Source organism: Sphingomonas trueperi (genome assembly GCF_011927635.1).
Classification (GTDB): Bacteria; Pseudomonadota; Alphaproteobacteria; order Sphingomonadales; family Sphingomonadaceae; genus Sphingomonas; species Sphingomonas trueperi.
Genome location: NZ_JAATJB010000015.1, coordinates 1 through 25,826, shown reverse-complemented (window position 1 = coordinate 25,826; position 25,826 = coordinate 1). Strand labels below are relative to the sequence as shown.

Below are 25,826 nucleotides of genomic sequence, written 5' to 3'. Positions count from 1 at the left end.
CGCAATTCAAGATCACTGCTCGATTCTCACCGCCCGTTGCCCGTCAAGCCACTCCATTAGCAGTTTCGCGAGGGCTTGTTGGTTAGCGATGGTTGCGTCGTCCATAGTGGCAGGGAACTCTTTTACCGCCATCGGTATCGCGATTTCGCCCTTTATGATTGCAGCGACACCCCTTCGAATTAGCTCTTGATCGCTCTCAATGGCCGCATGCCCTTCTGGATAGTATAGGCCATTTTCCAATTCAGCCCTATTGAAGTCGTAACCCAGATACGACGACATTTTTTGAAGCAAATCGAGAAAACACCCCTGTCTCGCCAGCGCAATAGCTGCTGCCGCTTCGCCTCCAGCACCCTTGTTTTCAAGAGACGCGAGGTAGATTTGCCAATCATCTCTGATTGCCTTCAACTTCTTGCTTCTGCCGTAGAAATCCACGGGCACGCTATTCAACGCCTCGACGTGTGCCGATGACAACCTCGCCGCTCTCGTAGCCATCAGCACGCGAAAAACATAGTTCTGGCGGTCCTTTATAGCCCTATTACGTTCGAGCCACTTTTGAGCCTGCACCGCCAGGATAGGACCAACGAGCGTAGCTATGATGATAGCAAGATCGCTTACCTTGATTACCCAGGTAAATTGTTCCTGCTGCATATGTCCCCCCCACCCATCTTGAACCAGACACTTAATTAGAGCCCAGCTCTCTTTGCATCCAAGCCCGCCGTATCGAACGAGAACTGCGGCCGCCCCGCTTGGTACACCTCGATCTCCACCACCATCTTCTTCGCCTTCAGCATCGACGCCGCCAACGAGCCCGACGCAAAGAGGGTGCCGGAGCTATGGTCGGAAGGCTCGGCAAGGCTCACACGGCGCGCAGGACCATCGTCGAAGCGGACGAGGGCGTAGCAACTATCCATCACGCCGCACACCAACTGGCCGCTTCCAAGGGTGAAGTACACGTCGCGACCCCAACGAGGGTGCCGCCGGATCGTGGCAGTCAGGCCGCTTTCACCATAGGGAAAGCCCTGCTGTATCTCGTTGCTGCTTTGGACACTCGCGGTAAGGATCTGCTTCCCGCTGATGTTGTCCTCACTGGACGAATACTGCCAAGCCCGAGCCGGCGAGGCGGCAGCAGCCGAGTCTGCGGCATTCTCGATGGGTGCCGCTGCATCCACCGCGAGAATGTCTTGGCTATTCGCGATCTCATTCTGATTGGCCGATATGCTCGAACCAAGCGCCGCGATCAGCAAACCCACCATCACAATGCCGACGCCTCCAAACATGATCGGCGTCAGCGTATCGCGCTCAGGCTCACGATCGGGGACCGTGGGCGCCACCTGATCGGCTTCGGCCGACGGTGCATCCACCTCCTCCGGCACCAGCCCAGCCTCGCCGACCGCGGCGCCGGACGGCACAAGCGCAGAAACCGGAACACCACAGTGGCTGCAGAACCTTGCGCCCTCCGGCAGCTTTTCTCCGCAGTCCGAGCAGTACGCCGCCATCTTTACCCCCTCTAGCCCCTTGACGCTCAGCCTAGAACCGGGTGGTGTCGCTTGCACTGGTAGTTTTGTCTAACATTTCTGTTGACTGTTAGTTTTATCTACCTCATTGATCGCCGCCATCAGACATGGAGGCGACAATGCCCGATCCCCGATGGACCCGCGTCCACCTAGAAGCTGATGCGCGCGAACCGTTCGCGCCATCGCTCCCCCGCCGCGCTGCTGATCTGGCGGACGAACACCCGGTTTCCCTGCCCCTGCTCGCGGGGATCATCGTTGGCATGATCGTCATGCTCGGCATCGCCGGGACGCCGTTCTGATGCGCCGTGACGATCGCCGCTTCGCGCCCGAGGCCAGCGGCAGCAGCCGCGCGCTCGGCTTCGCCATGCTGGCCATGCTGGCGCTCTCAGTGGGCGGGATGATCCTGCTCGCCATCGCCTGGAGCCCCGCGCAGTGACCGCCCGCCGCTACACCTGCAAGCGCAGGGGCTGCAGCGGCGCGCGCGAGCTGCGCCACCTGCTCTGCGCGGATTGCTGGGCGCTGGTGCCGCAGATCCTTCGCAAGGGCTACCTCGGCGCGCGCCGCCGCCGCCTGACGCGCATGGCGAAGATCGCCAGCGAACACATCCTGAAGGCCCTCGGCCCCGTCCGACCGACCGAGGCCAACGGCCCGGCCGCCAAGGCCGCCCGCACCTATTCCCGCATCGCCGCCCAGCAGGGCGACCGGTCCGATCTGGAGGCCGCAGAATGACGGACGTTGCAGACACCCCCGACTTCCGTCGCCTTGCGTTGGCGGCCGCATCCCAGGCCGCCACGGCGCTTGCCGACATCATGCTCGCCGCCACCGAAGGCCCGCTGAACGTCCACACGCCGTTCGATCAGGAAGCAATCGAGAAGCTGGCCGACGCCACGAAGCTGGCGATCGAGGCCAGCGTCGCCAGCGGCGAACCCCTCGACGATATGCGCGGCCAGCTGCTCGGCGCCCTCGCCCGCTACCTGGAGGATTGGATATGAGCAGTCCGAAGCCAACTTTGGGCTTCCCCACCCGCACGGCGGCGATCGAGCATCTGCGCACCGAGGGGATGACAGCAGCGCAGATCGCGCGGAAGATCGGGATCGACGTTAAGTCAGTCTCGGCTCTCGAAGCGAGCGCAGCCCGGAAGCGTGGAACCGAACGGCCGATCCGACAAGCCGCGCCCTCAACTGCGAAACAGCACACCGTGTGCGCCGACAATGACGTGCTGCGCGCCCTGCGTCCGCATGCGGCAAGGCGAAGCCTGTCCGTCAATGCCCTGATCCGGCTACTTCTGGCGACCGTGGCCGACGACGACCTGGTCGACGCGCTACTCGACGATGGTGAAGCAAATTGACGCCGCGCACCGGTTTCATTGCTGCCAGCCTCGCCTGGTCTGGCCTGTTCATCGACGGCTTTGCCGGCGGCGGCGGTGCCAGCACGGGGATCGAGCAGGCTATCGGGCGCCCGGTCGATATCGCGGTGAACCACAGCCCTACCGCGATCGCGATCCACAAAGCGAACCACCCGCAAACGGAACACTTCTGCCAGGACATCAAGTCGCTGTGGCCGCTGCACGCCACCCGCATGCGGCCGGTATCCGGCGCCTGGTTCTCGCCCGACTGCAAGGAATTCAGCCGCGCCAAGGGCGGCCCGGTCAAGGACCGGAGCATCCGCGCACTATGCTGGGAAGTCGTGGCATGGATGCGCGACGTTCAGCCAAGTGTCGCCTTCCTAGAGAACGTCGAGGAATTCCAGTACGCGGCGCCGCTCGACGAAGAAGGCCGCCCGATCCCCGGCCAGGAAGGCCGCGAGTTCAAGCGGTTCGTCCGGGCCATCCGCGCGCTAGGCTATTGCGTCGCGTGGAAGATGATCCCGGCTTGCGACTTCGGCGCCCCAACCACCCGCAACCGCCTCTACATGATCATGCGCCGCGACGGCATGCCGATCGTGTGGCCGAAGCCCACCCACGGCTCGCCAGGTTCGGCGGGTGTCCGCAGCGGTCGACTGCTGCCGTATCGCACCGCCGCCGAGTGCATCGACTGGTCCATTCGCTGCCCCTCGATCTTCGATCGACAGAAGGATCTCGCGGACGCAACGAAGCGCCGCATTGCCGCGGGCGTCATGCGCTATGTCGTGAATGCGGCCGAGCCGTTCATCGTCCCGGTGACGCATACCCAGAGCAGCCCGCGCACCAATGCCGTGTCGAAGCCGCTCCCGACCATTACCACGGCCAACGGCGGCGAGTTCTCGCTGGTCGACGTGCAACTCGCACCGCATGTCACCAAGTTCCGCACCGGGTCTGTCGGCGCCGCAGCGAACGACCCACTGCCGACCATCACGGCGAATGGGGAACCAGCCCGCCCAGCCGGTGCGGTGCCGCTCGGCGTCGTCAGCGCCTTCCTGTCCAGCTTCTACACCAGCAATACGAACGGTGGCCGCGCTGATCCGCAGAAGCCGCTGAAGACCGCCACTGCCGGCGGCAACCATCATTCCGTCATCGCCGCTCACTTGGAGCAGGCGAACACCGGCGCGATCGGCCGGGATGCTCGGAAACCGCTCTCCACGATCCTCGGGAAGGGTGCGAACCAGCGCGTCGTCGAGACGGTGATGGTGGAGGCCGATGCGCTGCCGCCAGAGCAGCTGGAACGCGCCACCCGCGTCGCCGCGTTCCTGGTCAAATACTACGGCACCGACGGCGAGTCGGAGGCCGCGCAGATCCAGCCGGTCGATCGACCGCTCGACACGATCACCACCAAGGCACGCTTCGCCGTTGTCACGGTGACGATCGACGCGCGGACCTATGTAATCGTCGACATCGGCCTGCGGATGCTGAAGCCACGCGAGCTGGCGCGCGCCCAAGGCTTCCCGGAGACGTACGTCCTCGATCCGGAATGCTTGTATCGGACCAAGGGCGGCAAGATGAAGTTCGGCCGCTTACCGATCGCCCAGCAGATCAGCGCCATCGGCAACAGCGTTTGCCCACCTGTCGCCCGCGCTCTGGTCGCTGCGAACCCACCGGCCGCTCCCGAAATGAGGCTGGCAGCATGAACCGCACCGACTACGTCGCTCGCGACTGGCCTGCACTCGCGGCAGAGGCCGGGCGCATCCACGCCGCGCGCCAGCGCCATGCCGACCAGCTGGCGGAGAAAGGCGACACCGAGCGAGCCGCCCCGGCGGCCGATCGGGCGCGCGTCTCCGGCGCCCTCGCCGCCATGTGGCGCGCGATCGTCGATCACCAGCCCGAGCCCGAGCTGCAGGCCAGCCATGCGGAGATCCGCCAGGATCTCGCGGGCATCCGCGACATGCTCACCCAGCGCGCCGCCCGTGCGCCGGACGAAGTGAACGCGGAGCAGCTCGCCCGCGTCCAGGCGCTGATCGACCACCACTTCCCGTGGTGGCCCGGCGCCGATCGTCCGCACATCCTGTTCCTGCACTCCGTCAATCAAGAGGCGCGCCGCCGCTGGCCGCGCCCGAGCGGAGAAGATGCCGTTTCAACCGAGGGAGGCCGCCATGTGACCCGCAGCGCGGAGCGCGCACCCACGCGACAGACGGCGGCGCCGGTCCCCCGCGCCGCCGTCACCAAGCCCCAGTCGAAGCAGGAAGGACTGTTCTAATGCCGATGGCAACCAAGGGCACGGTTGTGCCGAACCCGTTCCAGCCGGTGATGATCGATACCGTCGACCGCGAAGCGCTGTTCGGAGGCCTGATCTCCGCCGGCCACACCGTCGAATATGCCCGCGTGCAGGCCGATACCCTGCCATCGACCGACGGCGCGCTGCAGATGCTGGCGCGGCACCGGCTGCAATCGGCCGCTGCGGCCACCGGAGACACGGAACGGGAAAAGGCCCGGATCGCCGAGGTGATTGAAGAGGATGGCGGTTGCTGGACTGCGTGCAGCGGATGTCAGGAATCTTGCGAGGGGTGCGTCTCGACCAAGGATTATCCTTACGATGCGCGGTTTCAATGCCAGCCCGGCGGCGGTTGTCGAGAATGCGGCGGCATCGGCGTAATCTGGTGGGATGGCGAGTTTCTAAGCAGTTACGGGGACGCTCTTACCCCAACCGATGATAGCAACGGCGATGCCGCGCGGGAGGCGCTGGCAGACGCGGTGAAGGCCGTCATGCCGAGCGGCATCAAAGACGATCGCATCCCCGACGACAAGGTCTTCCCGCTGTACCTCCGCATGGGCGAGATCCGCTCGCTCGCCAACCTCGCGACCTTAGCGAAACACGTTGGGACGGAAGCATGAAGCGCGAGAACGACATCAAAGCACCCGACGGTTACACGCTCGGCGGGGTGCGGACGGTGCGGCGTGATGGGACCATCCTGTTCAATCGCGGCTACTGGAAAGCTCCCGACGATTGGGTTGGCGAATCGGTCTGGGTGCATGAGGCGTGGGTTACGGTGGAGGGGAAAGGCGAGCGCCTATTCCTTGAGGCCGCCCAGCCCGGCCTGCACATCTATGATGCTCGTGGCAGAATTCCGCCTTGGACCGTGCTTTGCGAGGGGGCCGATCGGAAGGACGCAAAGACTGTTCGTCGGAGGGCAGAATGACCAACGTTCCGGCCATCCGCACTGCTGTTCGCCCCGCACGCTATGAAACCGGAGCAGACTCCGAGAGCCGCGCCAAGATCTTGGCCGCAGTGGAGACGTTCCCGGAGAACCAGCGGCTTGCGGCAGCGTGCATGTTCACGCTGGTGGCGCTTCGCGGCATGCGGAGTGCGGCCCCAGGCCCCGCCCAGCGGAAGATGTGCCAAGAGCATATCGACATCCTTCTGCCGCTGATTCCCGCAGAGGTGCGAAGTATGTTCCCCGCGGACGCGCAGGGCGATGCCTAAGCCGCCCGCCCCACCCTTGTTACAAGCGTGCTCTCAGCGCGTCAGCAATCGCATGCCTGGGCAACAGGCGGGCGGGTGGCCGCCGCGCGAGTGCCCCGAGTGCCGCAAGGTGTTCGAGCCGAACCGTGCCAACCAGCTCTTCTGCAGCAGCCAGCACAATGCCGATTGGAACAACCGGGCGACCGCTCGCGGCCGCGTGCTGACACCCTTCTCGATCGTCGCCCGAGTCACGCGCGATGGTTCGCGCGGCAAGCCCGAGGAACGCGAGATCGGCCGCAAGGCCAGCAGCCGCCACCGGGCATTGATCCAGGAATATCGCGACGAAGATCGCGCCGCCGGCCGCATGGAATGGGCCGAATACATGATTCACCGCCACCGCCTGGGACTCGACACGCGATGACTGCCCCCGCCCGCTTCACCAAGACGGACATCAAGCGCGCCCTGTCCGGCGCGCGCGAGGCCGGCTTTGCGCGCGTGCGAGTCGGCATTGACGTGAACGGCAATATGGTGATCGATGCCAGCGACGATCCGATGACGATCGTCGAGGCTACGCCCAACCCTCTCGATAGGCTGCTGAAGGGCCGATGAAGACGCGCTACAAGAACGTCACGGTTGCCCCCGATCGGCACGGCAAGCTGCGCGCGCGCTTCCGGAAGACCGGCTTTGCCCCGGTCTACATGAAGACCCTGCCCGATCAGCCCGGCTTTGAGGCGGAATACAAGGCGCTGCTGGCAGGCGCGCCGACGCAAATGGAAACCCGCCACGCGCCGGGCAGCGTCCACGATCTCTGCACGCGCTACTATCGTTCCGCCGACTTCGCGGCGAAGGGCACGCCAGAAACGCGCGTCCGCCGGCGGTGGCTGATCGAGAGCTTCCGCGAAGAGTTCGGCAACGATCGCGTCACCGACTTCCGGTTCGAGCACATCGAAGCGATCCTGATGACGCGGACGGAGAAGAAGAAGCTGGAAAACGGCCGCACCATCGGCGGCCAGGTCGCGGCCGTGAAGCTGCGCAAGGAGCTGCTGCGGCTGTTCGCCTACGCGAAGAAGCTGGAGTGGATCAGCTCGAACCCGGTCGCCGACGCGGAGAAGGTCGGGAAGGAACGCCTGCAGGGGTTCTACACCTGGACCGAGGAAGACATCGCCACCTACCAGGCGAAGCACAAGCTGGGCACCAAGGCCCGGCTGGCGCTGGAGATCATCCTATGGACCGGCCAGCGCCGCGGCGACGCGCGCATGTTTGGGCCGAAGCACATCGTCAACGGGAGGATCAACTATCAGGCGGCGAAGACCGGCGGCGAGATCTGGATGCCGGTCGCGTCGGATCTGCGCCGCGCGATCGATGCCATGCCCAGCGTCGGCATCGCCACCTATCTGGTGACCGAATTCGGCAAGCCGTACACGAAGGACGGCTTCGGCAACAAAATGCGCGAGTGGTGCGACGAAGCCGGTTTGCCGAAATGCACGGCGCACGGCCTGCGCAAGGCGATCGCGCGGCGCATGGCCGAAAGCCGACTCACCGACGAACAGATCATGTCTGTCGGCGGGTGGAAAAGCTCCAGCCAGGTGCGGACCTATACCGAGGCGGCCAACCAGCAGGCGCTTGCCGAGGGCGCGATTCACCAGATCGATGGGCTGTATTCGGTCAAAGAGTGACCGCCGATTTGTCTAACCCTCACCCTTGGGTTAGACAAAAATTCCGCAAATAACGTGCAATTACAACACGTTACGCGGGCTGCTGGTGGGCCCGGCAGGACTCGAACCCGCAACCTAGCCGTTATGAGCGGCCAGCTCTAACCATTGAGCTACAGGCCCCCCAGCGTCCGTCCGCCCTAGCGGAGCCCCGCACCCGGCTGCAAGCCCAAGGTGCGCGAACGCCGCGGTTCAGCTCTGCTGCGCCTGCTCACGAGCAGCACGCGTCGCAGCAGGGAGACGAAGGGTAAGCAGGTCGGGAGCAATCATCAGACCGCCGCCCAGCTCCCGCGCCAGGTTGCGCGCCAGTCGCAAGGCGAAGCCGGTGCCGAGCAGCGTGCCATCCTCGTCCTGCTCGTCGTCGATGCCGAGCACGGCTTCGCCCGGATAATGGCCGAGCGCGCGCGGCCGCGCGATCATTATCGCGACATGCTGCTCGCCGTCCTGCGCGAAGCGGAGCTGCAGCCGCTCGCCCTGCGTCGTGGCAGACACCAAAGTCGCCAGCAGCCGCGCCAGCAGACGCTCGACCGCGCGGCGATCGCCCGAGACGGCCATGTCCTCCTCGGGCAGCAGGATCGCCGAGCCGCGCAGCGCCAGCAACTCGCCCAGATCGGCGACGATGGCGGCGAGCATCGGGCGCAGCGGCACCCGCCCCTCGCCCAGCGACAGCGCCGCGCTCTCGATCCGCGCGGCGAGATCGAGATCATCGATGGCGCCGAGCAATTCGCGCGCCTGGGCGCGGATCACCGCAGCGCGATCGCGGTAGGGTTCGGGCACCGGGCCCAGCATCTGGGTCTCGATCATCTCGGCAAAGCCGGCGATCGCATTGGTCGGCGTACGCAGTTCGTGGACGATCTGGCGGAGCGCATCGGCTTCCAGCGGCGCACGGACGGGCTCGGCCCTTTCGTCGGCGCGCGGGCGCCGCGCGGTGCCGCGATAACCGGTGAAGCGGCCGGTGATCGGTTCGAACGCCGGCAGCGCCGAGAGCAGCCAGTCCCCCGCCGCATCCGATTCGCCCTCGATCGTCAGCCGGGCATTGGTGAAGCCGGCACGCCGCCGAAAGGCCCCCGCCGCGACGCCGTCGAGCCGGCTGCCGCGGGCCAGCCCCTGGAGGTCGAGCGACAGGCCGATCACCGGCGGACGGCTGACGCCTTCCACCCATCGCACCACGCCCGCCGCGTCGGTCTCGAAGCGGAAATTGCGGGCCCGCTCGCTGCCGGCGACCGCCGCCTTGGCCGCGTCGCGATCGCGGTGATAGGCCTCGATGCGCGCGACCAGATCCGCGACGGCAAAGAGGCCCTCGGGTTCGGCGTCCTCCGGCGCGCGCCGGGTATCCGCGCTCTGGTCCGCCAGCACGAAGTCGACGGGACCAAAGCTTTCGAGTGCGCGCATGACGCCCGGCGGCAGGTCGCGGCGGTTGCGCAGGACATGTCGCGCACCGGGCGCCAGCGCCGGCAGCAGCGCGATCCATTCCTGCTCGGACATGCTCGCCTCGCGCAGGACGGGCACCGCCACGCTGAGTTCGTCGATCGCGAGCAGCCGTATCAGATCGGCCGGCGGCCGGGCGCCTTCCAGCGCGCGCGCGCTCGCGGCACGCACGGTCAGCGGCACCGTGTCGCGGATCGAATTGAGCGCCTCGAGCGCGCGGGGCTCGGCGGGCACCCGACCACGGCCGAGCAGATCGACCAGCTGGCGCCACGCGAGCGGCGCGCCGGTGGCCGAGTGCAGGTCACCGGCCAGCACCGTCTCCAGCGTATCGTCAAAGCGCAGCGGCAACGCCGTCGTCCCCCCAAGGTCCAATCACTCACCATGTGCTCATACCGCGATGCAACCTGCGGAGGAAACAGTCCATTTCGGCACGTCGCAATGTGGGACAATTGCGTTGAAGCGTAATTTTATTATGCTAGGAAGCAGCGATAAGAAACGAACCCACGCAGGAGCCCCAGAAAAAAATGCGATTCGACGAGATCGACGTCCGGATCCTCGGATTACTCCAGGAAAATGGCCGCATGACCAATGTCGAGCTTGCCGAAAGGGTCGGGCTCACCGCCCCGCCCTGCCTGCGCCGCGTCCGCGCGCTGGAACAGGAAGGTGCGATCAAGGGATACCATGCCGCGCTCGATCCGAGCGCGCTTGGCTATAACCTCACCGTCTTCGCGATGGTGAGCCTGAAAAGTCAAGCCGAAAGCGATCTTCGCGCCTTCGAGCAGCTGGTCGCCGAAATCCCCGAAGTGCGCGAGTGCCACATGCTCAACGGCGAGATCGACTTCATCCTGAAGATCGTCGCGCCCGACCTGCAGAGCTTCCAGACCATCCTTACGACGCGGCTGACCACTGCCCCCAATGTCGAGCACGTCAAGACGTCGCTCACCATCCGCACCGCCAAGGCGCTGCCCGGCGTGCCGGTGCCGGAGTTCAAGGGCTGACCTGTCGATCCAGCGACGTCTGAAGGACAAAAAAGGGGCGGTCCCAAAGGACCGCCCCTTTCCTTTTGGCAGCTGCCGACGCGATCAGGAGAGCGCCGGCAAGTCCAGTGCCACCATCCACAGCGCGGCGAGGTCGACCGCCGGGGCAGCCTTCACCTGGCCGAAGCCGGTACGCGCCTCGTCCTTGCGGCCGAGATTGTACAGCGCGATGCCGCGGTGCAGGTTGACGTCGTCGGTGGCGACGCCGCCCTTCTGCAGCGCCATGTCGTACAGCTCGACGGCCTTGGCATAGTCGCCCGAGGCCAGGAAGGCGTCGCCGGTCTGCGCCGCCATCTTGCCGTTGGCAGCCGCCTGCGACTGCTTGATCAGCGGGGTGAGCGAGCCTTCCGACTTCGACTTGGTCTGCGCCGAGGTGTACACGCGAGTAATTTCGGCGTTGCCGGCCGGGAGCTTGCCTGCGGCACGGCCCTCGTCGATCACCGCCACGGCTTCCCAGGGAAGACCGACGGCGTTCACCGATTCGGCATAGTCGAGATAGTCGTTCTGGTCGGCCAGCACCTTGGTGGTGCGGAGCAGGCGATAGAGATCGATGCGCTGCGCCGAGGTGAGACGGCCGCCCGACTGGTCCGCGCTGCCGCGCATCACCAGCACGCCCCAGCGCCAGTTCTGCTTGGTCGGATAGTCGGCAATCATCTTCTTCATCCACTCCGCCGTCGCAGCGCGGTTGCCGGTGGCATAGACGCGCGGGATCGCGAACTGGTACCAGGCAACCGGCGGCTTCTGGCCGGTGGCCTTCACTGCCTGGATCGCGCGATCGACTTCGGCGACGGACTCGTTCGGCTTGCCGGTCGCCGCATAGGCGTTGGCGAGCGCGATCGAGATGTCGAAGTCGTTGTTGCCGGCTTCGCGCGCCTTGGTCAGGTTGTCGATCGCTTCCGGATACTTCTTCTCGTTCAGCGCCTGGTTGCCGACAATCGTGTAATATTGGCGCTTGTAGATCGGCAGCTCGTTCGCCGGCGTGCGCGGGCTGGCGATCAGGATCGGCAGCGTCTTGGTCAGGCCGGCCATGTCGTTCTGGCCGATCTGCACGCGGGTGCGCAGATAGGCGGCGTAATATTTCTCGTCGTCGTTCTGGGCGACCTGGTCCAGCGCATCGAGCGCCGGGGCGGCGGCGGCCCAGTTCTTGGCCTGCACGGCGTCCATCGCCGGCTGGGCGGCCTTGCGGAAGGCATCGCCCACCTTCAGCGCGTTGGGATCTTCCTTCGCGGCGGCGCCCTTCTTGTCCTTCTGGGCCAGCGCCGGCGTCGACACCAGCGCGGTGGAACCCAGCGCAAGCATGGCAGTCAGCGCAAGCTTCGAAACAACCTTCATGTGAAACTCTCCTCGTCGGCCAGGCGGCGTCACGTCATCCTCTAAAGGCGCCCTGTACACCATTCAAGCGCGCTTGCCGTGCGAGAAGCACGCTGAACCACGATTGAATAAGCGCCATTGCGGTGCGGAAACGTTTAGCCCCCGACTTGGCTCCCATGCTCCCCACGCGCGCACGTACGCGCGGGCGCGGGGTTGGCAGGAGGCATGCGGACGGCTAGAGCCATCGCAGCGTAACAAAAACCCGAAAGTCTGTTGCATTGACCGACGAGACCCTGCTCGCCGACCCTTCCGACATTACCCCGATCTCGATCGTCGACGAGATGAAGACCTCGTACCTCGATTACGCGATGAGCGTGATCGTGGCGCGCGCCCTGCCTGACGTTCGCGACGGCCTGAAGCCCGTCCACCGCCGCATCCTCTATGCCGCCCAGGAAGGCGGCTATGTCGCCGGACGGCCCTACCGCAAGTCCGCCCGCCTGGTCGGTGACGTGATGGGTAAATATCACCCGCACGGCGACAGCTCGATCTACGACGCGATGGCCCGCATGGCGCAGGACTGGGCGATGCGCGTGCCGCTAATCGATGGCCAAGGCAATTTCGGCTCGATGGACCCCGATCCGCCCGCCGCGATGCGCTACACCGAAGCGCGCCTCGCCCGCGTGGCGACGGCGCTGCTCGACGATATCGAGAAGGACACGGTCGACTTCGTGCCGAACTATGACGGCTCGGAAAGCGAGCCGTCGGTCCTCCCTGCCCGCTTCCCGAACCTGCTGGTCAACGGCGCGGGCGGCATCGCCGTCGGCATGGCGACCAACATTCCGCCGCACAATCTCGGCGAAGTGATCAACGCCTGCCTCGCCTATATCGATAACGGCGCGGTCACGCTCGAAGAGCTGATGGAGCTGGTGCCGGGCCCCGACTTTCCGACCGGCGCCGTGATCCTCGGCCGCTCGGGCTGCCGCTCGGCCTATCAGACCGGCCGCGGTTCGATCCTGGTGCGCTCGCGCCACGAGTTCGAACAGCGCGGCGAGCGCCGCTCGATCGTGCTCACCGAAATCCCCTACCAGCAGGGCAAGAACGCGCTGGTCGAGAAGATCGCCGAGGCCGCCAAGGAAAAGCGGATCGAAGGCGTCTCCGACATTCGCGACGAAAGCTCGCGCGAGGGCGTGCGCATCGTCATCGACCTGCGCCGCGACGCGACGCCCGAGGTGGTGCTCAACCAGATCTGGCGGAACACGCCGGCGCAATCGAGCTTCCCGGCCAACATGCTCGCGATCCGCGGCGGCCGCCCGGAACTGCTCAACCTGCGCGACATCATCGAGGCCTTCGTCAAGTTTCGCGAGGAGGTCATCACCCGCCGCTCGAAGTTCGAGCTGGCCAAGGCGCGCGACCGTGCGCACATCTTGCTCGGCCTGGTGATCGCGGTCAGCAACCTCGACGAGATGGTGAAGATCATCCGCGGTTCGTCCAGCCCGGCGGCCGCGCGCGAAGCACTGCTCGCCCGCGAATGGCCGATCGCCGAGATCGCACCCTATATCCGCCTCGTCGAGGCGGTGGACACCGAGGTGACCGGCGACAGCTATCGCCTGTCCGACACCCAGGTCCGCGCGATCCTCGACCTGCGCCTCCACCGCCTCACCGCGCTCGGCCGCGACGAGATCGGCGACGAGCTCAAGGAACTCGCCGATTCGATCGCCGAACTGCTCGAGATCCTCGGCAATCGTGCGAAGTTGTATGAAGTGCTGCGCGGCGAGCTGGTGCTGATCCGCGACACCTATGCCACGCCGCGCAAGACCGAGATCGCCGCTGCCGCCGACGGCATCGACGACGAGGACCTGATCGAGCGCGAGGACATGGTCGTGACCGTGACCGTCCAGGGCTATATCAAGCGCACCCCGCTCGATGCCTTCCGCGCCCAGGCGCGCGGCGGCAAGGGCCGCGCCGGCATGGCGACCAAGGACGAGGACGCGATCACCGAATTGTTCGTCACCTCGACGCACACCCCGGTGCTGTTCTTCTCCACCCTCGGCCGCGTCTACCGCATGAAGGTGTGGCGCCTGCCCGAGGGCGGCCCCGCCACCCGCGGCCGGCCGATGATTAACCTGCTGCCGCTCGCCAATGGCGAGACCATCTCCACCGTGCTCCCGCTGCCGGAGGACGAGGACGAGTGGGCGAACCTCCACGTGATGTTCGCCACCGCCAAGGGCAACGTTCGCCGGAACAGCATGGACCTGTTCACCAACGTGCCCTCGAACGGCAAGATCGCGATGAAGTTCGAAGGCGAGGACGAGGACGACCGCCTGATCGGCGTCGCGCTGCTGGGCGAAGGCGACGACGTGCTGCTGGCCACCCGCGCCGGCAAGGCAATCCGCTTCCCGGGCGAGGATGTCCGCGCCTTCCAGAGCCGCGCCTCCACCGGCGTGCGCGGCATGCGGCTGGCCGATGGCGACCAGGTGATGTCGCTGTCGATCCTGCATCGCTCGGGCGCCAGCCAGGAAGAGCGCGACACCTATCTCCGCTTCGCCCCCTGGAAGGGCGAGCGCGAGGGCGAGTGCGAGCTTGCGCCCGAGAAGTACGAGGAGATGAAGGCGCGCGAGCAGTTCATCCTCACCGTCTGCGCCAATGGCTATGGCAAGCTCAGCTCGGCCTATGAGTATCGCCGCACCGGGCGCGGCGGCCAGGGCATCACCAACATCGACAATATCGGCCGCAACGGGCCGGTGGTGGCGAGCTTCCCGGCGACCAAGGGGCATCAGCTGATGCTGGTCACCGATCAGGCCAAGATGATCCGCATGTCGCTCGGCGATCTGCGCGTGATCGGCCGGAACTCGGCGGGCGTGCGGCTGTTCAACGTCGCGGCGAACGAGCATGTTGTCTCGGCGGCACGCATCGAGGAGAGCGAGGACGAAGCCGAGATGAACCTGGGCGACGGCGCCGTGACAGGCGAAGCGACGCCGGATGCGGTGCCGGGCGAAGACCTCGCCGACGGCGGCGAGGCCTGAGCCATGGTCGACATGCCCCTCACCGCCTACAAAATCCTGACGCAGGACCAGATGGACACGCTCGAGCACGAACGTGTCTTCCTGGGCGCGCCGATCGACTTGGCTGACGGCTATATCCACCTCTCCACCGCCGAGCAGGCGCAGGAGACGCTGGAGAAGCATTTCGCGGGCCAAGCGGATCTGTGGCTCGCTGCGGTGGATCTGGCCGCACTGGGCGACACGGTGCGCTGGGAACCCTCGCGCGGCGGCCAGCTCTTCCCCCACATCTACGGCCCGCTGCCGCTCGACGCGGTGACGGCGTACAGCGAAGTCGCGTACGAGCCGGACGGCAGCCTGCGCCTGCCGGTGGCGGGCTGAGAAAAGTGTAAAAACATCGCTTGACGGCGCCGGCCCCGGAACGTAATTGGCCGCCTCCGCCAAGCAATGGCCCCTTCGTCTAGCGGTCTAGGACGTCGCCCTCTCACGGCGAAAACACGGGTTCGAGTCCCGTAGGGGTCACCAGCCTTTTCAAAGGCTTAGCTGCTGAACGGCTGCACGAGCGTGCAACTTACTGCAAATTTACTGCAAAACCGTAGCTGGAAATCGGCGGACTTTCACGGATTGTTCTAGGACGCCCAACATGCCGGTAGCCATTCAGCCGGTTTCCAAATACCTCCAAGGCGGACAAGGCCTTGAGCGGGTCTGGGCATTCGTTGCTCACGTTTTGGCGGAGGCAGTTGGCAGGCGCTCCTCGATCCACAACGCTATATCTCCGAGGACCGTCTCTTTTCCGAAATCTGCCAGAAGGTCGTGAAACCCGCCTTCGTAGAAGCCCAGCCTCTTATCTTTTGATGCTGCGGCCTCATGGAATAGCTGGCTACCATCAGGTCGCGTCGCCCGGTCAGCGGTTCCGTGGAGGATCAAAACCGGCGTGGTTAATTGCGAAAATTCGCGTTTGAGTCGTTCCCCCGCCCGAATCAGTGCCGCCACCGTGACGGCGGGCTGCGTCTCCCTGGCAATCAAAGGATCGGTATTCAGGAAGCCCACTCGACCGGGATCGCGCGAAAAATCCTCGTTTTTGAGCCTGAGCACGCGGGCTCGGGGTGCGAAGCGGCTGAACAGCTTGAGACAGGCCAACGCAAAGCCGGGCGCAGGCAGCCGGAAGGCGAAGCTTTCGCAAATCAGCCCCTGCAGACCGAACGGGTGCTCGATCGCGTAGAGGCAGGCTGCCACGCCACCTGCGCTATGCCCTAGCAGGTACAACGGCAGATCCTGATCGCGTCGTCGGGCAAGCGCGATCATAGCAGCGATGTCCGCAACATAGTCGTCGAAGCGCTCGACGATGAAGCGCGGCCCGCTCGATCGGCCGCGTCCGCGCAGGTCCAGCGCATAGACGACCAAGCCCGCCGCCACGAGTTGCTCTGCAACCCACTGATAGTGGCCACCATGTGCATTGAACCCATGGCAAATCGTAACGATCGCGCGCGGAGACGAAGAAGGACGCCAGCTGCGGACGAAAATCGACACCTGGCCGACCGAAAGGGTAATCTCTTCAGGAATTACGGGGAAGGCGCTCGCGGACATGGTCCAACTCCTTCAAGCGCAGTTCGTCAGAGGAAGGGTACCTTCCCGAAGGACGATTTGACGCGGGATCAATCACGTCCGGCCAGTTGGCGGCGCAGTTCGGCATTTTCCCGCTCCAGCGCTGCCAGCCGGTCGTGCAGTGGCTGAACTGCTGTCGCGATCTCGCGCTCGCTGAATCGCGGCACGATATGCTGCGGGCAGTTCCAGTCGAAGGCGACCAGCCGCAAGCGGAAGATCCGCTCGACAGACGCCCGATACCCGGGATCGGTCACGCGCTCCGCCATCGCCGGATCGGCAGCAGGTGCAAGCGTCTCGACATGCACGTACATCTTCAGCCGGGCGCGCCGGGCATAATCCATCAGGATCAGGCACGCCCGATCATTCGCCCGGAAATTGCCGGTACTGATATATTGCCGATTGCCCCGGTAATCGGCGAAAGCGAGCGTCTGCGGATCGAGCATTTTCAGGAAGCCGGGTGGCCCGCCGCGATGCTGCACATAGGGCCAGCCGGTTTCCGATACCGACGCGATGTAGAAACTGTCGCGTTGCGCGAGGAACGTAGCTTCGTCGGCGGTGAAGTGATCGAAGGCGCGGTGGCCTTTGAACGATGTCCAAACGTCATCCGCCCCCATTTCCGCCTGTACGGCAGCCACGCCCGGCGTGCGGGCCACGTCCATGAAGCCGTATGGCACAGCGCCCTCCCTCGTCCGCTTACCTATGCGATCGCGTCTCGCGCCGCCTGCTGGGCACGCACATAACTCTCGATCACCGCCGCATAATTCGGCGCGGCCAGACCGTAGAGCGTGGCCAGCTCGGCGGCTTCGGGACGCGCCCAAGTACGGTGGAGTTCCGAGAGCAGCGCATTGGTCGAGGTCGGCTTCACGCCGCCCTGGACGAAGCGTGCGAGCGAAATCTGCGAGACCATCTCGCTCGGATCGCCCGACGCGTCGAGCACCGCATAGACCTCGAACCCCGCCGCCCGTGCGTCGAGCGCCGGGAACATCACGCACACGCTGGTCCACACGCCTGCCATAACCAGCGTCTTGCGCCCGGTATGGCGGACCGTCGCGACGAAATCGTCATTGTCCCAGGCGTTCACCTCGCCCTTGCGCGGCACATAGACGGCATGCGGGGCATGCAAGGCAATTTCCGGCATCAGCGGCCCGTTGGACCCGGCCGGTTCGGAAGCGGTGGTGATGACCGGAATCTCCAGCAAGGTCGCCAGCCGGGCGATCATCTCGACGTTGCGGCGGAGATCGGCCACGGGAATGTCCTTCACCGTCTGGAACAGACCCGACTGGTGATCGAGCAGCAGGATCACCGTATCGGCGGGGTCCATCAGCATGGTACCGCCGCCGCTGGCAAGAACGCTGGATTTGGAGGCAAGCGACGTGGGCATGAGCATAGTCCTGTAGGTTTGCCTCTGCGCCCCGGCAGCGGCCTGGAAGGGTTCGGTCGAAAGTACATGCGGGGTTGTACGCGACATCGGCGCGACGCTCTGGTCAGCTGCGGTAAGATGCGGTTAAGTACAGGCATCGTCCGGCAGACACCGCAGACATCTTGGTGGATAGGAGCTGCGCTCGCGCGCCGGCCGCGGGCGGGGCGTGGAAAATGAGATGCGGCAGAGCTAGGCTGCGCTATTGGGGACATCAGGGAAGGTGGCGACATCCGGGGATGGGAGGAGCGCCACCAGGGGATCAAGGAAGCGTGACGATACGGGTGCTGACGGTCGACGATCACGCAACGGTCCGCGATGGCGTGGCCGCTCTGGTCGCACGCCAGCCTGACATGGAGATTGCCGGCGAAGCGGCGAACGGCGCCGAGGCCGTTGCCATGTTCCGCGCGCTCGCGCCGGACGTGACGCTGATGGACCTCCAGATGCCCGATATGGACGGCGTCGATGCGATCGGCGCGATCCTGGAACTGTGCCCCAAGGCGCGGATCCTGGTGCTCACCACCTATTCGGGAGACGCGCAGGCGGTCCGCGCAATCCGTGCCGGCGCGGCAGGCTATCTGCTGAAGAGCTGCCTGCGCACCGAGTTGCTGGACGCGATCCGCGCCGTCGATGCCGGCCGTCGCGCGATGAGCGCGGAGATCAGCCACGCCGTGGCCGAACATGCCCTCGACGAACCGCTGACCGACCGCGAGATGGCAATTCTCGGCATGGTCGCCGAGGGACATCCCAACAAGCAGATCGCCCGCAACCTCGATGTCTCGCCGGACACGATCAAGTCGCACCTCAAGAACATCTTCGCGAAGCTGGGCGTGGATGATCGCACCCATGCCGTCACGGTCGCAATCCGGCGCGGCTTCTTTCACCGCTGACGCGCCGCGAGCTGCGCTCAGTCCTGCACGTCGGCGATGAAGCGATAGCCGCGGCCGGTGACGGTGGCGATGTAGCTCGGCGCCTCCACCACCTCGCCCAGCACCTTGCGCAGGCTGGCGACATGCACCTTGAGATTGCCGTCACCGACGAAGGTGTCGGGCCAGGTGCGGGCGCGCAGTTCGCGCTTGCTGACGACCTCCCCCGGCCGCTCGGCAAGCACGGTGAGAATGTCGAGCGCGCGGGCGCCAATCTTGACCGGCACGCCATGCTTGAGCAGCAGTTGCCGGCCGGGCTTCAGAACGAAGGGGCCGAAGCGGAAGCACCGCTCGATCGCCCGCACCAGGGGCGCCTGATAGGCCGGTAACGGTGCGGGCACCGACAGAGAAGTTGACGGCATGGTGACGACCTCCTGGTTGCACCGTTTCCGACGGACCTGACGCTCTGCGCCAGCGCGACGGGGTGGTGCCCCGGAGACTATGCCGATGGCGTTCCAGCGGCACCCTACCCCCGGGTCTCCCCGCTTCACCCATTTGGGTGATCGACACGGCAGCGCGCCGTCGCGCCCCGTGACACGAGGGCCGCTTTCGACGAGATACAGCGCATGCCATGCGCTGCGAAATACTGGGTCCTGGCCATGCTGGCCCCGCTGTGGAGCACCGGCGACGCCTGCGCAGCGGGCGCACCGCGCAGTCTACAGCAACTGCGGCATACCGCCTGGACGGTACGCGATGGCGCCCCACCGGAGATCTGGGCACTCGCCCAATCGCGCGACGGCTATCTCTGGCTGGGCACGGGGAGCGGGCTGTATCGCTTCGACGGCGCGCGCTTCGAGAGATTCCGTCCGATGCAGGGAGAGCATCTCCCTTCGCTCAACGTAAACTCTCTGCTCGCCACCCGCACCGGGGATCTCTGGATCGGCTTTGCATCCGGGGCGGTAGCGCGGCTCCGCGCCGGGCATCTGGCTACGTTCGACCTTGGTATCTCGTCGGTTCCAGTGCTGGCACTGGCCGAAGACCGCGCAGGGGTGATCTGGGCGGTCTTCGGCGAAGACAATCGCGGCGGCGTTGCGCGCTTCCGCGGGGGCAGATGGGAGGTGCTGGACCGCCGCCACGGCGTGGCCGCAGGTGCCGCGACCAGTGTTGTGGCCGGCATGGACGGGTCCGTATGGATCGCCGTGGGCGGCGAGTTGGCGGTGCTGCGTCCCGGCGCCGCGCGCTTCGCGCGGGTGTCGGCTTCCGCATCAGAGAGACCGCAGTTGCGCCAGGCACCCGATGGCGCGATCTGGCTGAGCACGGGCACCCGCCCCGGCCTCCAGCGCATTGCAGGATCCGCAGCCGGCGCGCCCCAGACATGGGTGCAGCCGCCGATGACGGCCAATCCCCGCGCGGAAAGCATATTCTTCGATCGACGCGACGGACTTTGGGGCACCTATGGCAGCGGCGGTGTCTTTCGTCTCGGTCTTGACTGGGTCGACGGCGCGCTTCTCCCCAACGGCCTGCGCGAACGGTTCGGTTTGGAGCGCGGCCTTACCTCCAACCTCGCCAATCCCATCCTGAAGGACCGCGAAGGCAATATCTGGGTGGGGACCAATCTCGGACTCGATCAATTTCGAGAGACCAGCGCGGTGGTGGCCCTCGGGCTGCCGACCGACTCGCGCAACGGCTTCCGGATTGCGCCGGGTCCAGCAGGCGCGATGTTCGTGACGACCAACGAGGCGCTGTTTCTTGCAAGTCCGGGGCGTGTCGCGCGGAAGCTGGCCCGGCTTCCCAGGCGCCCGCTGATCCTGCACACCGATGCGCTCGCACGCGTCTGGATCGGCACCGATCGGACGCTTGGCATCTGGTCGGGCACGAGCGTGCGCGATGTGCCGCTGCCCTGGCGCCGACCGACGCCATTTGCGCTCGTTGAGGAAAGGCCCGGCCGGATCTGCGTCTCGTCGGCCAACGGCGCTTTTTGCCGGAAGGGTGATAGGTGGGTGCCCGAGCCGCTGCTCGCGACGACAGGCAATCCGCCGACGCAGATCCTGCGCGACGGCGCCGGCCGTACCTGGATCGCCGAAGGGGACCGTATCGAGCTGATCGAGGGGACGAGGCGGCGTGGATTCTCTGCGCGCAAGGATCTGGCGCTGGGTACGGTCGTGGTCATCGCCGTCCGGGGAAACCATGTCTATGCGGGGGGCGATTTCGGTCTGGCGCGGTTCGACGGCAGGCGCTTCGTTACCCTGCGATCCGATGTACATCCCTTCCTGAGCCGGACCGCCGGGATTGTCGAAACCGCCTCGGGTGACCTTTGGCTCAACACCGCCCGCGGTGTGGTCAAGGTCGCTCGGTCGGACCTCGAGGTGGCGTTCGCGCATGCCACCCGTCCGATCAAGGCGCGTGTGTTCGATCGCGACGATGGCATGCCCGGCGTGGCCCAGCAGGACTCCTGGTCGCAGACAGCCTTCGAAGCTGAGGATGGACGCCTCTGGTTTCTCACCAGGGTCGGTGTCGCCTGGATCGACCCGACACAGCTGTTCTTCAATCGGCTGCCACCGCCGGTGATCATCAAGTCGCTGACATCTGGAGGACGCTCCTATTTGGGTGAGGCGCCTATTCTGCTGCCGAAGGGCACTTCAAACCTCCAGATCGCCTATACCGCGACAAGCCTGGCCGTGCCTTCGCGCGTGCAATTCCGCTACCAGCTGGAGGGAATCGACGACGGCTGGGTGGACGCGGGCACGCGGCGCGAGGCCTTCTATACCGGGCTCACGCCGGGCAGCTATCGTTTCCGCCTGATGGCGGCGAACGAGGACGGCGTTTGGAACCGGCAGGGCGCGACCCTGGCGTTCACGATCCCGCCCACCTTCGTCCAGAGTTGGACCTTCCGGCTGCTCTGCGGCTTGGCCGCGCTGCTGATACTGGGGCTGCTCTACCGCCTTCGTCTGCGTGCAGCCGCCCACCGCATTCGCGCGCGCATGGCCGAACGGATGGGCGAGCGCGAACGCATCGCCCGCGAGCTGCACGACACGCTGCTGCAATCGGTCCAGACCCTCACGCTGCATGTGCAGGTGGCGGTGGAGGATTTGCCCCGAGATGCGCCGGAACGCGCCAGGCTGGAGAGCGCCCTGAACCGTGCCGACCGGGCGATATCGGAGGGGCGCGACCGCGTGCGCGACCTGCGCACCCAGCTCGATCCTGAGGGTATCGTGGAGATCCTCGCCGAGATCGTGGCCGAACAGGGCTTCGATCCTGCAACGGGTGTCCGGATCCAGGCGATAGGGGATACCCGCCCACTCGCCCCGGTTGCGCTGGACGAAATTGTGCGCATCGCCGGCGAAGCGATTGCGAATGTCCGCCAGCACGCGAAGGCGACCCAGTTGCGCATCGAGATCCGTTTTGCCCGACCTCTCACGATCCGGCTTTCCGACGACGGTGCAGGGATCCCTGCGGCGATCCTCGAGCGCGGGGGGAAGGCAGGACACTATGGGCTGCAAGGGATGCACGAACGCGCGAGGAAACTCCGCGGCACCCTCGCCATTCGCGCGCTTGCAGTCGGCGGAACGGAGCTGGTGCTCACGATCCCGGCGCATGTCGCCTATGCCCGTCGCGGCGGATCGCGGTGGTCGGCGTGGCGGGACAGGCTGCCGCGTCTGTTCAACGCCCGGCTGTGGCGGCGGCTCGCCGCCTCCCGCCACATCACCATCGACTAGACAGGCGAGGACTCGGCCAGAAGATCCCGCGCTTCGGGATGGCGCTGCAGATAGGCGCTGACGAATGGACAGCGCGACGCGATCCGCAATCGCTGCGCGCGGACGTCCGCCAGCGCCCCGGCGATCAGGCGGCTGGCGATCCCCTGCCCTTCGAGTGCCTTGGGTACGACCGTGTGGGTGAAAACGACGACGTCGTCGTGACGCCGATACTCCGAAAAGGCGATTCCCTTGGCGGTGGCCAGTTCGTAGCGGCTTGCGTTCAGGTTGTTCCGAACCTCGCTGTCTGCTTGCATCGTCTCTCCTCTTATCGTCGGATGTGACGCAGCTCCCTAGCGCAGATGGCGCTGGAGAAAGTCGCACATATGATCGGCGATCACGCCTGCGTGCGTCTCCAGCGCGAAATGACCTGCATCGAGCAGGTGCACCTCGGCTTCGGGCAGGTCGCGCCGAAAGGCCTTCGCACCCGCGGGCAGGAAGAACGGGTCATTCGCCCCCCACACCGCCAGCAAGGGTGGCTGCCGCTCGCGCAGATAGGTATGGATGCGCGGGTACAACGCGACATTGCGCGCATAATCGGCGATCAGGTCCAGCTGGATCTGGTCCTGGCCCGGGCGCGCCAGCAGCGCGGCATCGAGCCAATAGCCTTCGGGGGCGACCCGGGCCGGATCCGGCGCGCCGTGGGTATATTGCCAGCGCGTGGTCTCCAGTGTGAACATGCTCCGCATCGCGTCGCGGTTGGCAGGCGAAGGATCTGCCCAATAGGCGCGGGTCGGCGCCCAGCCTTCGCTCATGCCTTCTTCATAGGCGTTGCCGTTCTGCGACACGATCGCGCGGATCGCGTCCGGCCGCTGCGGGGCGAGGCGGAACCCAACCGGCGCGCCGTAATCGAACAGGTACAGCGCGTACTGCCTCAGGCCGAGCACGTCGCAAAAGGCACCGATCGTCTCCGCGAGGCTGTCGAAGCTGTACACGAAGTCGTCGGGTACTTCGGTGAAGCCGAAACCGGGCAGGTCCGGCGCAATCACATGGAACCGATCGGCCAGGCGGGGCATGAACGCGCGGAACTGATGCGACGAGCTCGGAAAGCCGTGCAGCAGCAGGATCACCGGATTTCGGGGATCGCCGGCCGCTCGGTAGAATATGGATACCCCGGCCGCCTCGATCCGGTGGACGGACGTCTCAAGATGCTCGGACGGACGCTGCATCGATACCTCATGTCGGAACGCCGCGGCGCTGCCGGGCTAGCTCCCACCTTCGCCCCCCATCGGCAAGACACAAGTAAATCCTCGTATATTCGGGTTCAACGATGCGGCACCCGGGCGATTGCGCGCCAAGCTTCCGGCATCACGCTTCACGGAATTTTACCACAAGCGACACCAGCTTACGCTCGACCTGGCTACTTCTTGCGGGAGCCGACGCGCACTTCTAACTCGCAAGGAGACTAAACATGAAACAACTTCTGATTAGGGGGGCGCTTGCCGCCGCTACGATCGCTGCCGCTCCCGCGGCATTCGCCTTCCCCGAAGCCGCGCCCCAGCCGCCTGCGCCGAGCATCAGCGTCCCGGTGATCCACTATCGCACCGTCACGGTCGACGGGGTGAAGGTGTTCTACCGCGAGGCCGGCCCTGCCGACGGCCCGGTGGTCCTGCTGCTGCACGGCTTCCCCACCTCGTCGCACATGTTCCGCAACCTGATCCCGCTGCTCGCGGGCAAATATCGCGTGATCGCGCCAGACTATCCGGGATACGGCCAGAGCGACGCGCCCGATCACACCAAGTTTGCCTACACCTTCGCCAACCAGGCGGATATCGTCGACAAGCTGGTGACCCAGCTCGGCGCCAAGCGCTACACCATGTACGTGATGGATTACGGCGCGCCGATCGGCTACCGGCTCGCGCTCAAGCACCCGGAGCGGGTGAGCGGCCTGATCGTCCAGAACGGCAACGCCTATGACGAGGGGCTGCAATCGCCCTTCTGGGATCCGATCAAGGTCTATTGGCGCGACCGTTCGCAGAAGAACCGCGACGCGCTGAACAATCTCGTCACGTTCGACATTACCAGGTTCCAATATACCGACGGCATGGGCGACGTATCCCGGATCAGCCCGGACAACTGGGTGCACGATCAGGCGCTGCTCGATCGCCCCGGCAACCGCGACGTCCAGCTCGACATGCTCGGCGATTATGGCTCGAACGTGCCGCTATATCCGCAATTCCAGGAATTCTTCCGCACGCGCCGGCCACCGACGCTGATCGTCTGGGGCAAGAACGACAAGATCTTTCCAGAGGAAGGCGCGCATCCCTATCTTCGGGATATCCCCAAGGCAGAGATCCACATTCTTGATTCGGGGCATTTCGCGCTGGAAGACCGGCTGGACATGATGGCGCCGCTGATCCGGAGCTTCCTGGATCGCAATCTCACCAAATGACCGACGTTGCCGTACCCGCGACACCCAGCGCGTCGCGGGCTGCACAGTATCGCACCGCATGTTCAGCCGGTTGATTATGGTAAAGTACGCCGCCACATCGGCCGCAAACACATCCACTGGCGATATAGCGCAGAAGCCGGTCGGAAATTACCCGAACGGCAATGTGAAAATGGAGTATTGAATGCCGGAACGGGTTGACCTGCTCCCCGTTTTCAGGCCGCCGATAAGTTAGCTTCGGTGTCCCTATGCCCTTGGCGGGGGCGGCTCGTAAACTCGGCGGGTGCCAATCCGCCAAGGCTGCTGTGTGGACGCACGGTGTTGTAGTCCGTCCGCCATGCCTCGATGATCCGTCTTGCTGCGGCCAGCGATGGGAACAGGTGCTCGTTCAGGCACTCGTCGCGCAAGCGACCATTAAAGCTTTCGACGAAGCCGTTCTGCTGCGGCTTGCCCGGCGCGATGTAATGCCACTCGACCCCGGTGTCCTGGCACCAGGCAAGGACGGCGTGACTGGTCAATTCGGTACCGTTGTCGCTGACCACCATGCACGGCAGCCCGCGACGTTCGGCGATAGCGCTTAGTTCACGAACGACCCGCCGGCCCGACAGCGACGTGTCGACGATACAGGCCAGACATTCCCGGCTGTAATCGTCGATGACGTTCAGCATGCGGAACCGCCGGCCGCAGGCCAACGCGTCCGACACGAAGTCGAGTGACCAGCGCTGGTTGGGTTCTTGGGGAATCGCCATCGGTGCCCGCGTGCCGAGCGCCCGCTTGCGGCCGCCACGCTTGCGCACCGTTAGCCGCTCCTCGCGATACAGCCGGTACACCTTCTTCAGGTTCATGCCCTTGCCCTCACGTCGCAGCAGTATCGCCAGCCGACGGTAGCCGAACCGACGACGCTCGTTCGCGAGCTCGCGCATCCGCTCGCGGACAGCATCGTCCTTCCCGCGAAGCGGCTCATATTGCCACGCCGACCGATTGA

30 protein-coding genes and 2 tRNA genes are annotated in these 25,826 nt (G+C 65.5%); 20 read left to right on the top strand and 12 right to left on the bottom strand.

All coding sequences use genetic code 11. The features are described from left to right. Positions 1 to 12 precede the first annotated feature (12 nt). Positions 13 to 648: a DUF6680 family protein gene (locus GGR89_RS18530; RefSeq protein WP_125977266.1), complete on the bottom strand. Its 636-nt coding sequence runs from the start codon at positions 646 to 648 to the stop codon at positions 13 to 15. Positions 649 to 683: 35 nt separating this feature from the next. Beyond that, positions 684 to 1,496: a zinc ribbon domain-containing protein gene (locus GGR89_RS18525; RefSeq protein WP_125977267.1), complete on the bottom strand. Its 813-nt coding sequence runs from the start codon at positions 1,494 to 1,496 to the stop codon at positions 684 to 686. A gap of 137 nt (positions 1,497 to 1,633) precedes the next feature. On the opposite strand from GGR89_RS18525, the gene GGR89_RS18520 reads away from it, so the two are divergent. The 13 genes from GGR89_RS18520 to GGR89_RS18460 are packed head-to-tail and all read left to right on the top strand — an operon-like array spanning position 1,634 to position 8,001. After that, a complete protein-coding gene (locus tag GGR89_RS18520; protein ID WP_125977268.1) occupies positions 1,634 to 1,813 on the top strand; it encodes a hypothetical protein in 180 nt (59 codons plus the stop codon). Then, positions 1,813 to 1,950 (top strand): hypothetical protein, encoded by a 138-nt coding sequence (locus tag GGR89_RS18515; protein ID WP_164521897.1) that lies wholly within the window; start codon positions 1,813 to 1,815, stop codon positions 1,948 to 1,950. The genes GGR89_RS18520 and GGR89_RS18515 overlap by 1 nt, the downstream gene beginning before the upstream one ends. Continuing rightward, positions 1,947 to 2,243, top strand: a complete 297-nt coding sequence (locus GGR89_RS18510) for a hypothetical protein (protein ID WP_125977269.1) — start codon at positions 1,947 to 1,949, stop codon at positions 2,241 to 2,243. Before GGR89_RS18515 ends, GGR89_RS18510 begins: the two co-directional genes overlap by 4 nt. Continuing rightward, positions 2,240 to 2,506: a hypothetical protein gene (locus GGR89_RS18505; RefSeq protein WP_125977270.1), complete on the top strand. Its 267-nt coding sequence runs from the start codon at positions 2,240 to 2,242 to the stop codon at positions 2,504 to 2,506. Before GGR89_RS18510 ends, GGR89_RS18505 begins: the two co-directional genes overlap by 4 nt. After that, positions 2,503 to 2,862, top strand: coding sequence for a hypothetical protein (locus tag GGR89_RS18500; protein WP_125977271.1), 360 nt, complete (start codon positions 2,503 to 2,505; stop codon positions 2,860 to 2,862). The genes GGR89_RS18505 and GGR89_RS18500 overlap by 4 nt, the downstream gene beginning before the upstream one ends. Further along, on the top strand, positions 2,859 to 4,556 hold the full coding sequence (locus tag GGR89_RS18495) for a DNA cytosine methyltransferase (protein WP_209092380.1): 1,698 nt from the start codon (positions 2,859 to 2,861) through the stop codon (positions 4,554 to 4,556). Before GGR89_RS18500 ends, GGR89_RS18495 begins: the two co-directional genes overlap by 4 nt. Beyond that, positions 4,553 to 5,122 (top strand): hypothetical protein, encoded by a 570-nt coding sequence (locus GGR89_RS18490; RefSeq protein WP_125977272.1) that lies wholly within the window; start codon positions 4,553 to 4,555, stop codon positions 5,120 to 5,122. Before GGR89_RS18495 ends, GGR89_RS18490 begins: the two co-directional genes overlap by 4 nt. After that, a complete protein-coding gene (locus GGR89_RS18485) occupies positions 5,122 to 5,757 on the top strand; it encodes a hypothetical protein (protein ID WP_125977273.1) in 636 nt (211 codons plus the stop codon). The genes GGR89_RS18490 and GGR89_RS18485 overlap by 1 nt, the downstream gene beginning before the upstream one ends. Next, a complete protein-coding gene (locus GGR89_RS18480; RefSeq protein ID WP_125977274.1) occupies positions 5,754 to 6,062 on the top strand; it encodes a hypothetical protein in 309 nt (102 codons plus the stop codon). The genes GGR89_RS18485 and GGR89_RS18480 overlap by 4 nt, the downstream gene beginning before the upstream one ends. Next, on the top strand, positions 6,059 to 6,346 hold the full coding sequence (locus GGR89_RS18475; RefSeq protein ID WP_125977275.1) for a hypothetical protein: 288 nt from the start codon (positions 6,059 to 6,061) through the stop codon (positions 6,344 to 6,346). The genes GGR89_RS18480 and GGR89_RS18475 overlap by 4 nt, the downstream gene beginning before the upstream one ends. 52 nt (positions 6,347 to 6,398) lie before the next feature. Then, positions 6,399 to 6,746 carry a hypothetical protein gene (locus tag GGR89_RS18470; protein ID WP_125977276.1) on the top strand — a complete coding sequence of 116 codons (348 nt, stop codon included), beginning with the start codon at positions 6,399 to 6,401 and terminating at the stop codon, positions 6,744 to 6,746. After that, positions 6,743 to 6,934 carry a hypothetical protein gene (locus GGR89_RS18465; protein ID WP_125977277.1) on the top strand — a complete coding sequence of 64 codons (192 nt, stop codon included), beginning with the start codon at positions 6,743 to 6,745 and terminating at the stop codon, positions 6,932 to 6,934. The genes GGR89_RS18470 and GGR89_RS18465 overlap by 4 nt, the downstream gene beginning before the upstream one ends. Next, complete coding sequence (locus GGR89_RS18460; RefSeq protein ID WP_125977278.1) at positions 6,931 to 8,001, top strand: tyrosine-type recombinase/integrase; 1,071 nt, start codon at positions 6,931 to 6,933, stop codon at positions 7,999 to 8,001. The genes GGR89_RS18465 and GGR89_RS18460 overlap by 4 nt, the downstream gene beginning before the upstream one ends. An 83-nt stretch (positions 8,002 to 8,084) precedes the next feature. Here the strand turns inward: GGR89_RS18460 and GGR89_RS18455 are convergent. Beyond that, positions 8,085 to 8,160, bottom strand: a tRNA-Ile gene (locus tag GGR89_RS18455). A 69-nt stretch (positions 8,161 to 8,229) separates the two neighbouring features. Beyond that, positions 8,230 to 9,813 (bottom strand): histidine kinase dimerization/phospho-acceptor domain-containing protein, encoded by a 1,584-nt coding sequence (locus tag GGR89_RS18450; RefSeq protein WP_125978129.1) that lies wholly within the window; start codon positions 9,811 to 9,813, stop codon positions 8,230 to 8,232. Positions 9,814 to 9,989: 176 nt separating this feature from the next. Between GGR89_RS18450 and GGR89_RS18445 the strand changes: the two genes are divergently transcribed. After that, complete coding sequence (locus tag GGR89_RS18445; RefSeq protein WP_093295502.1) at positions 9,990 to 10,463, top strand: Lrp/AsnC family transcriptional regulator; 474 nt, start codon at positions 9,990 to 9,992, stop codon at positions 10,461 to 10,463. A gap of 84 nt (positions 10,464 to 10,547) precedes the next feature. Here GGR89_RS18445 and GGR89_RS18440 read toward each other — a convergent pair whose 3' ends face one another. Next, positions 10,548 to 11,834 (bottom strand): tetratricopeptide repeat protein, encoded by a 1,287-nt coding sequence (locus GGR89_RS18440; protein WP_125978131.1) that lies wholly within the window; start codon positions 11,832 to 11,834, stop codon positions 10,548 to 10,550. 257 nt (positions 11,835 to 12,091) lie between these two features. Between GGR89_RS18440 and gyrA the strand changes: the two genes are divergently transcribed. The 3 genes from gyrA (at position 12,092) to GGR89_RS18425 (ending at position 15,337) form a co-directional block, all read left to right on the top strand. Further along, positions 12,092 to 14,836, top strand: a complete 2,745-nt coding sequence (gene gyrA, locus GGR89_RS18435) for a DNA gyrase subunit A (protein ID WP_125978133.1) — start codon at positions 12,092 to 12,094, stop codon at positions 14,834 to 14,836. Between the two features lie 3 nt (positions 14,837 to 14,839). Next, entirely contained in the window at positions 14,840 to 15,193 is a 354-nt protein-coding gene (locus GGR89_RS18430) for a DUF952 domain-containing protein (protein WP_125978135.1), read from the top strand. Between the two features lie 68 nt (positions 15,194 to 15,261). Beyond that, positions 15,262 to 15,337: transfer RNA gene (locus tag GGR89_RS18425), tRNA-Glu, on the top strand. A gap of 195 nt (positions 15,338 to 15,532) precedes the next feature. Here GGR89_RS18425 and GGR89_RS18420 read toward each other — a convergent pair. The 3 genes from GGR89_RS18420 to GGR89_RS18410 form a co-directional block, all read right to left on the bottom strand. After that, the gene (locus GGR89_RS18420; RefSeq protein WP_125978137.1) at positions 15,533 to 16,399 is read right to left on the bottom strand and encodes an alpha/beta hydrolase; all 867 of its coding nucleotides are present in this window, start codon (positions 16,397 to 16,399) and stop codon (positions 15,533 to 15,535) included. A gap of 68 nt (positions 16,400 to 16,467) precedes the next feature. Continuing rightward, positions 16,468 to 17,091 carry a pyridoxamine 5'-phosphate oxidase family protein gene (locus GGR89_RS18415; RefSeq protein WP_125978139.1) on the bottom strand — a complete coding sequence of 208 codons (624 nt, stop codon included), beginning with the start codon at positions 17,089 to 17,091 and terminating at the stop codon, positions 16,468 to 16,470. Between the two features lie 23 nt (positions 17,092 to 17,114). Further along, entirely contained in the window at positions 17,115 to 17,798 is a 684-nt protein-coding gene (locus GGR89_RS18410) for an isochorismatase family protein (protein WP_125978141.1), read from the bottom strand. A 308-nt stretch (positions 17,799 to 18,106) separates the two neighbouring features. Between GGR89_RS18410 and GGR89_RS18405 the strand changes: the two genes are divergently transcribed. Beyond that, positions 18,107 to 18,724 carry a response regulator gene (locus tag GGR89_RS18405; RefSeq protein ID WP_241213611.1) on the top strand — a complete coding sequence of 206 codons (618 nt, stop codon included), beginning with the start codon at positions 18,107 to 18,109 and terminating at the stop codon, positions 18,722 to 18,724. Positions 18,725 to 18,741: 17 nt separating this feature from the next. Here GGR89_RS18405 and GGR89_RS18400 read toward each other — a convergent pair whose 3' ends face one another. Next, complete coding sequence (locus GGR89_RS18400) at positions 18,742 to 19,122, bottom strand: winged helix-turn-helix domain-containing protein (protein WP_125978145.1); 381 nt, start codon at positions 19,120 to 19,122, stop codon at positions 18,742 to 18,744. 237 nt (positions 19,123 to 19,359) lie between these two features. On the opposite strand from GGR89_RS18400, the gene GGR89_RS18395 reads away from it, so the two are divergent. Beyond that, a complete protein-coding gene (locus GGR89_RS18395; RefSeq protein WP_164542727.1) occupies positions 19,360 to 22,416 on the top strand; it encodes a sensor histidine kinase in 3,057 nt (1,018 codons plus the stop codon). On the opposite strand, the gene GGR89_RS18390 is transcribed toward GGR89_RS18395, so the two are convergent. After that, a complete protein-coding gene (locus GGR89_RS18390; protein WP_125978149.1) occupies positions 22,413 to 22,709 on the bottom strand; it encodes a GNAT family N-acetyltransferase in 297 nt (98 codons plus the stop codon). The genes GGR89_RS18395 and GGR89_RS18390 overlap by 4 nt on opposite strands. 36 nt (positions 22,710 to 22,745) lie before the next feature. After that, the gene (locus tag GGR89_RS18385) at positions 22,746 to 23,621 is read right to left on the bottom strand and encodes an alpha/beta fold hydrolase (RefSeq protein WP_125978151.1); all 876 of its coding nucleotides are present in this window, start codon (positions 23,619 to 23,621) and stop codon (positions 22,746 to 22,748) included. Between the two features lie 242 nt (positions 23,622 to 23,863). Here GGR89_RS18385 and GGR89_RS18380 point away from each other — a divergent pair, with 242 nt between their 5' ends. Further along, a complete protein-coding gene (locus tag GGR89_RS18380) occupies positions 23,864 to 24,844 on the top strand; it encodes an alpha/beta fold hydrolase (protein ID WP_125978153.1) in 981 nt (326 codons plus the stop codon). A 212-nt stretch (positions 24,845 to 25,056) separates the two neighbouring features. Here the strand turns inward: GGR89_RS18380 and GGR89_RS18375 are convergent. Beyond that, positions 25,057 to 25,826: IS3 family transposase (locus GGR89_RS18375; protein WP_167713043.1), on the bottom strand; the 770-nt coding region annotated here is incomplete at its 5' end.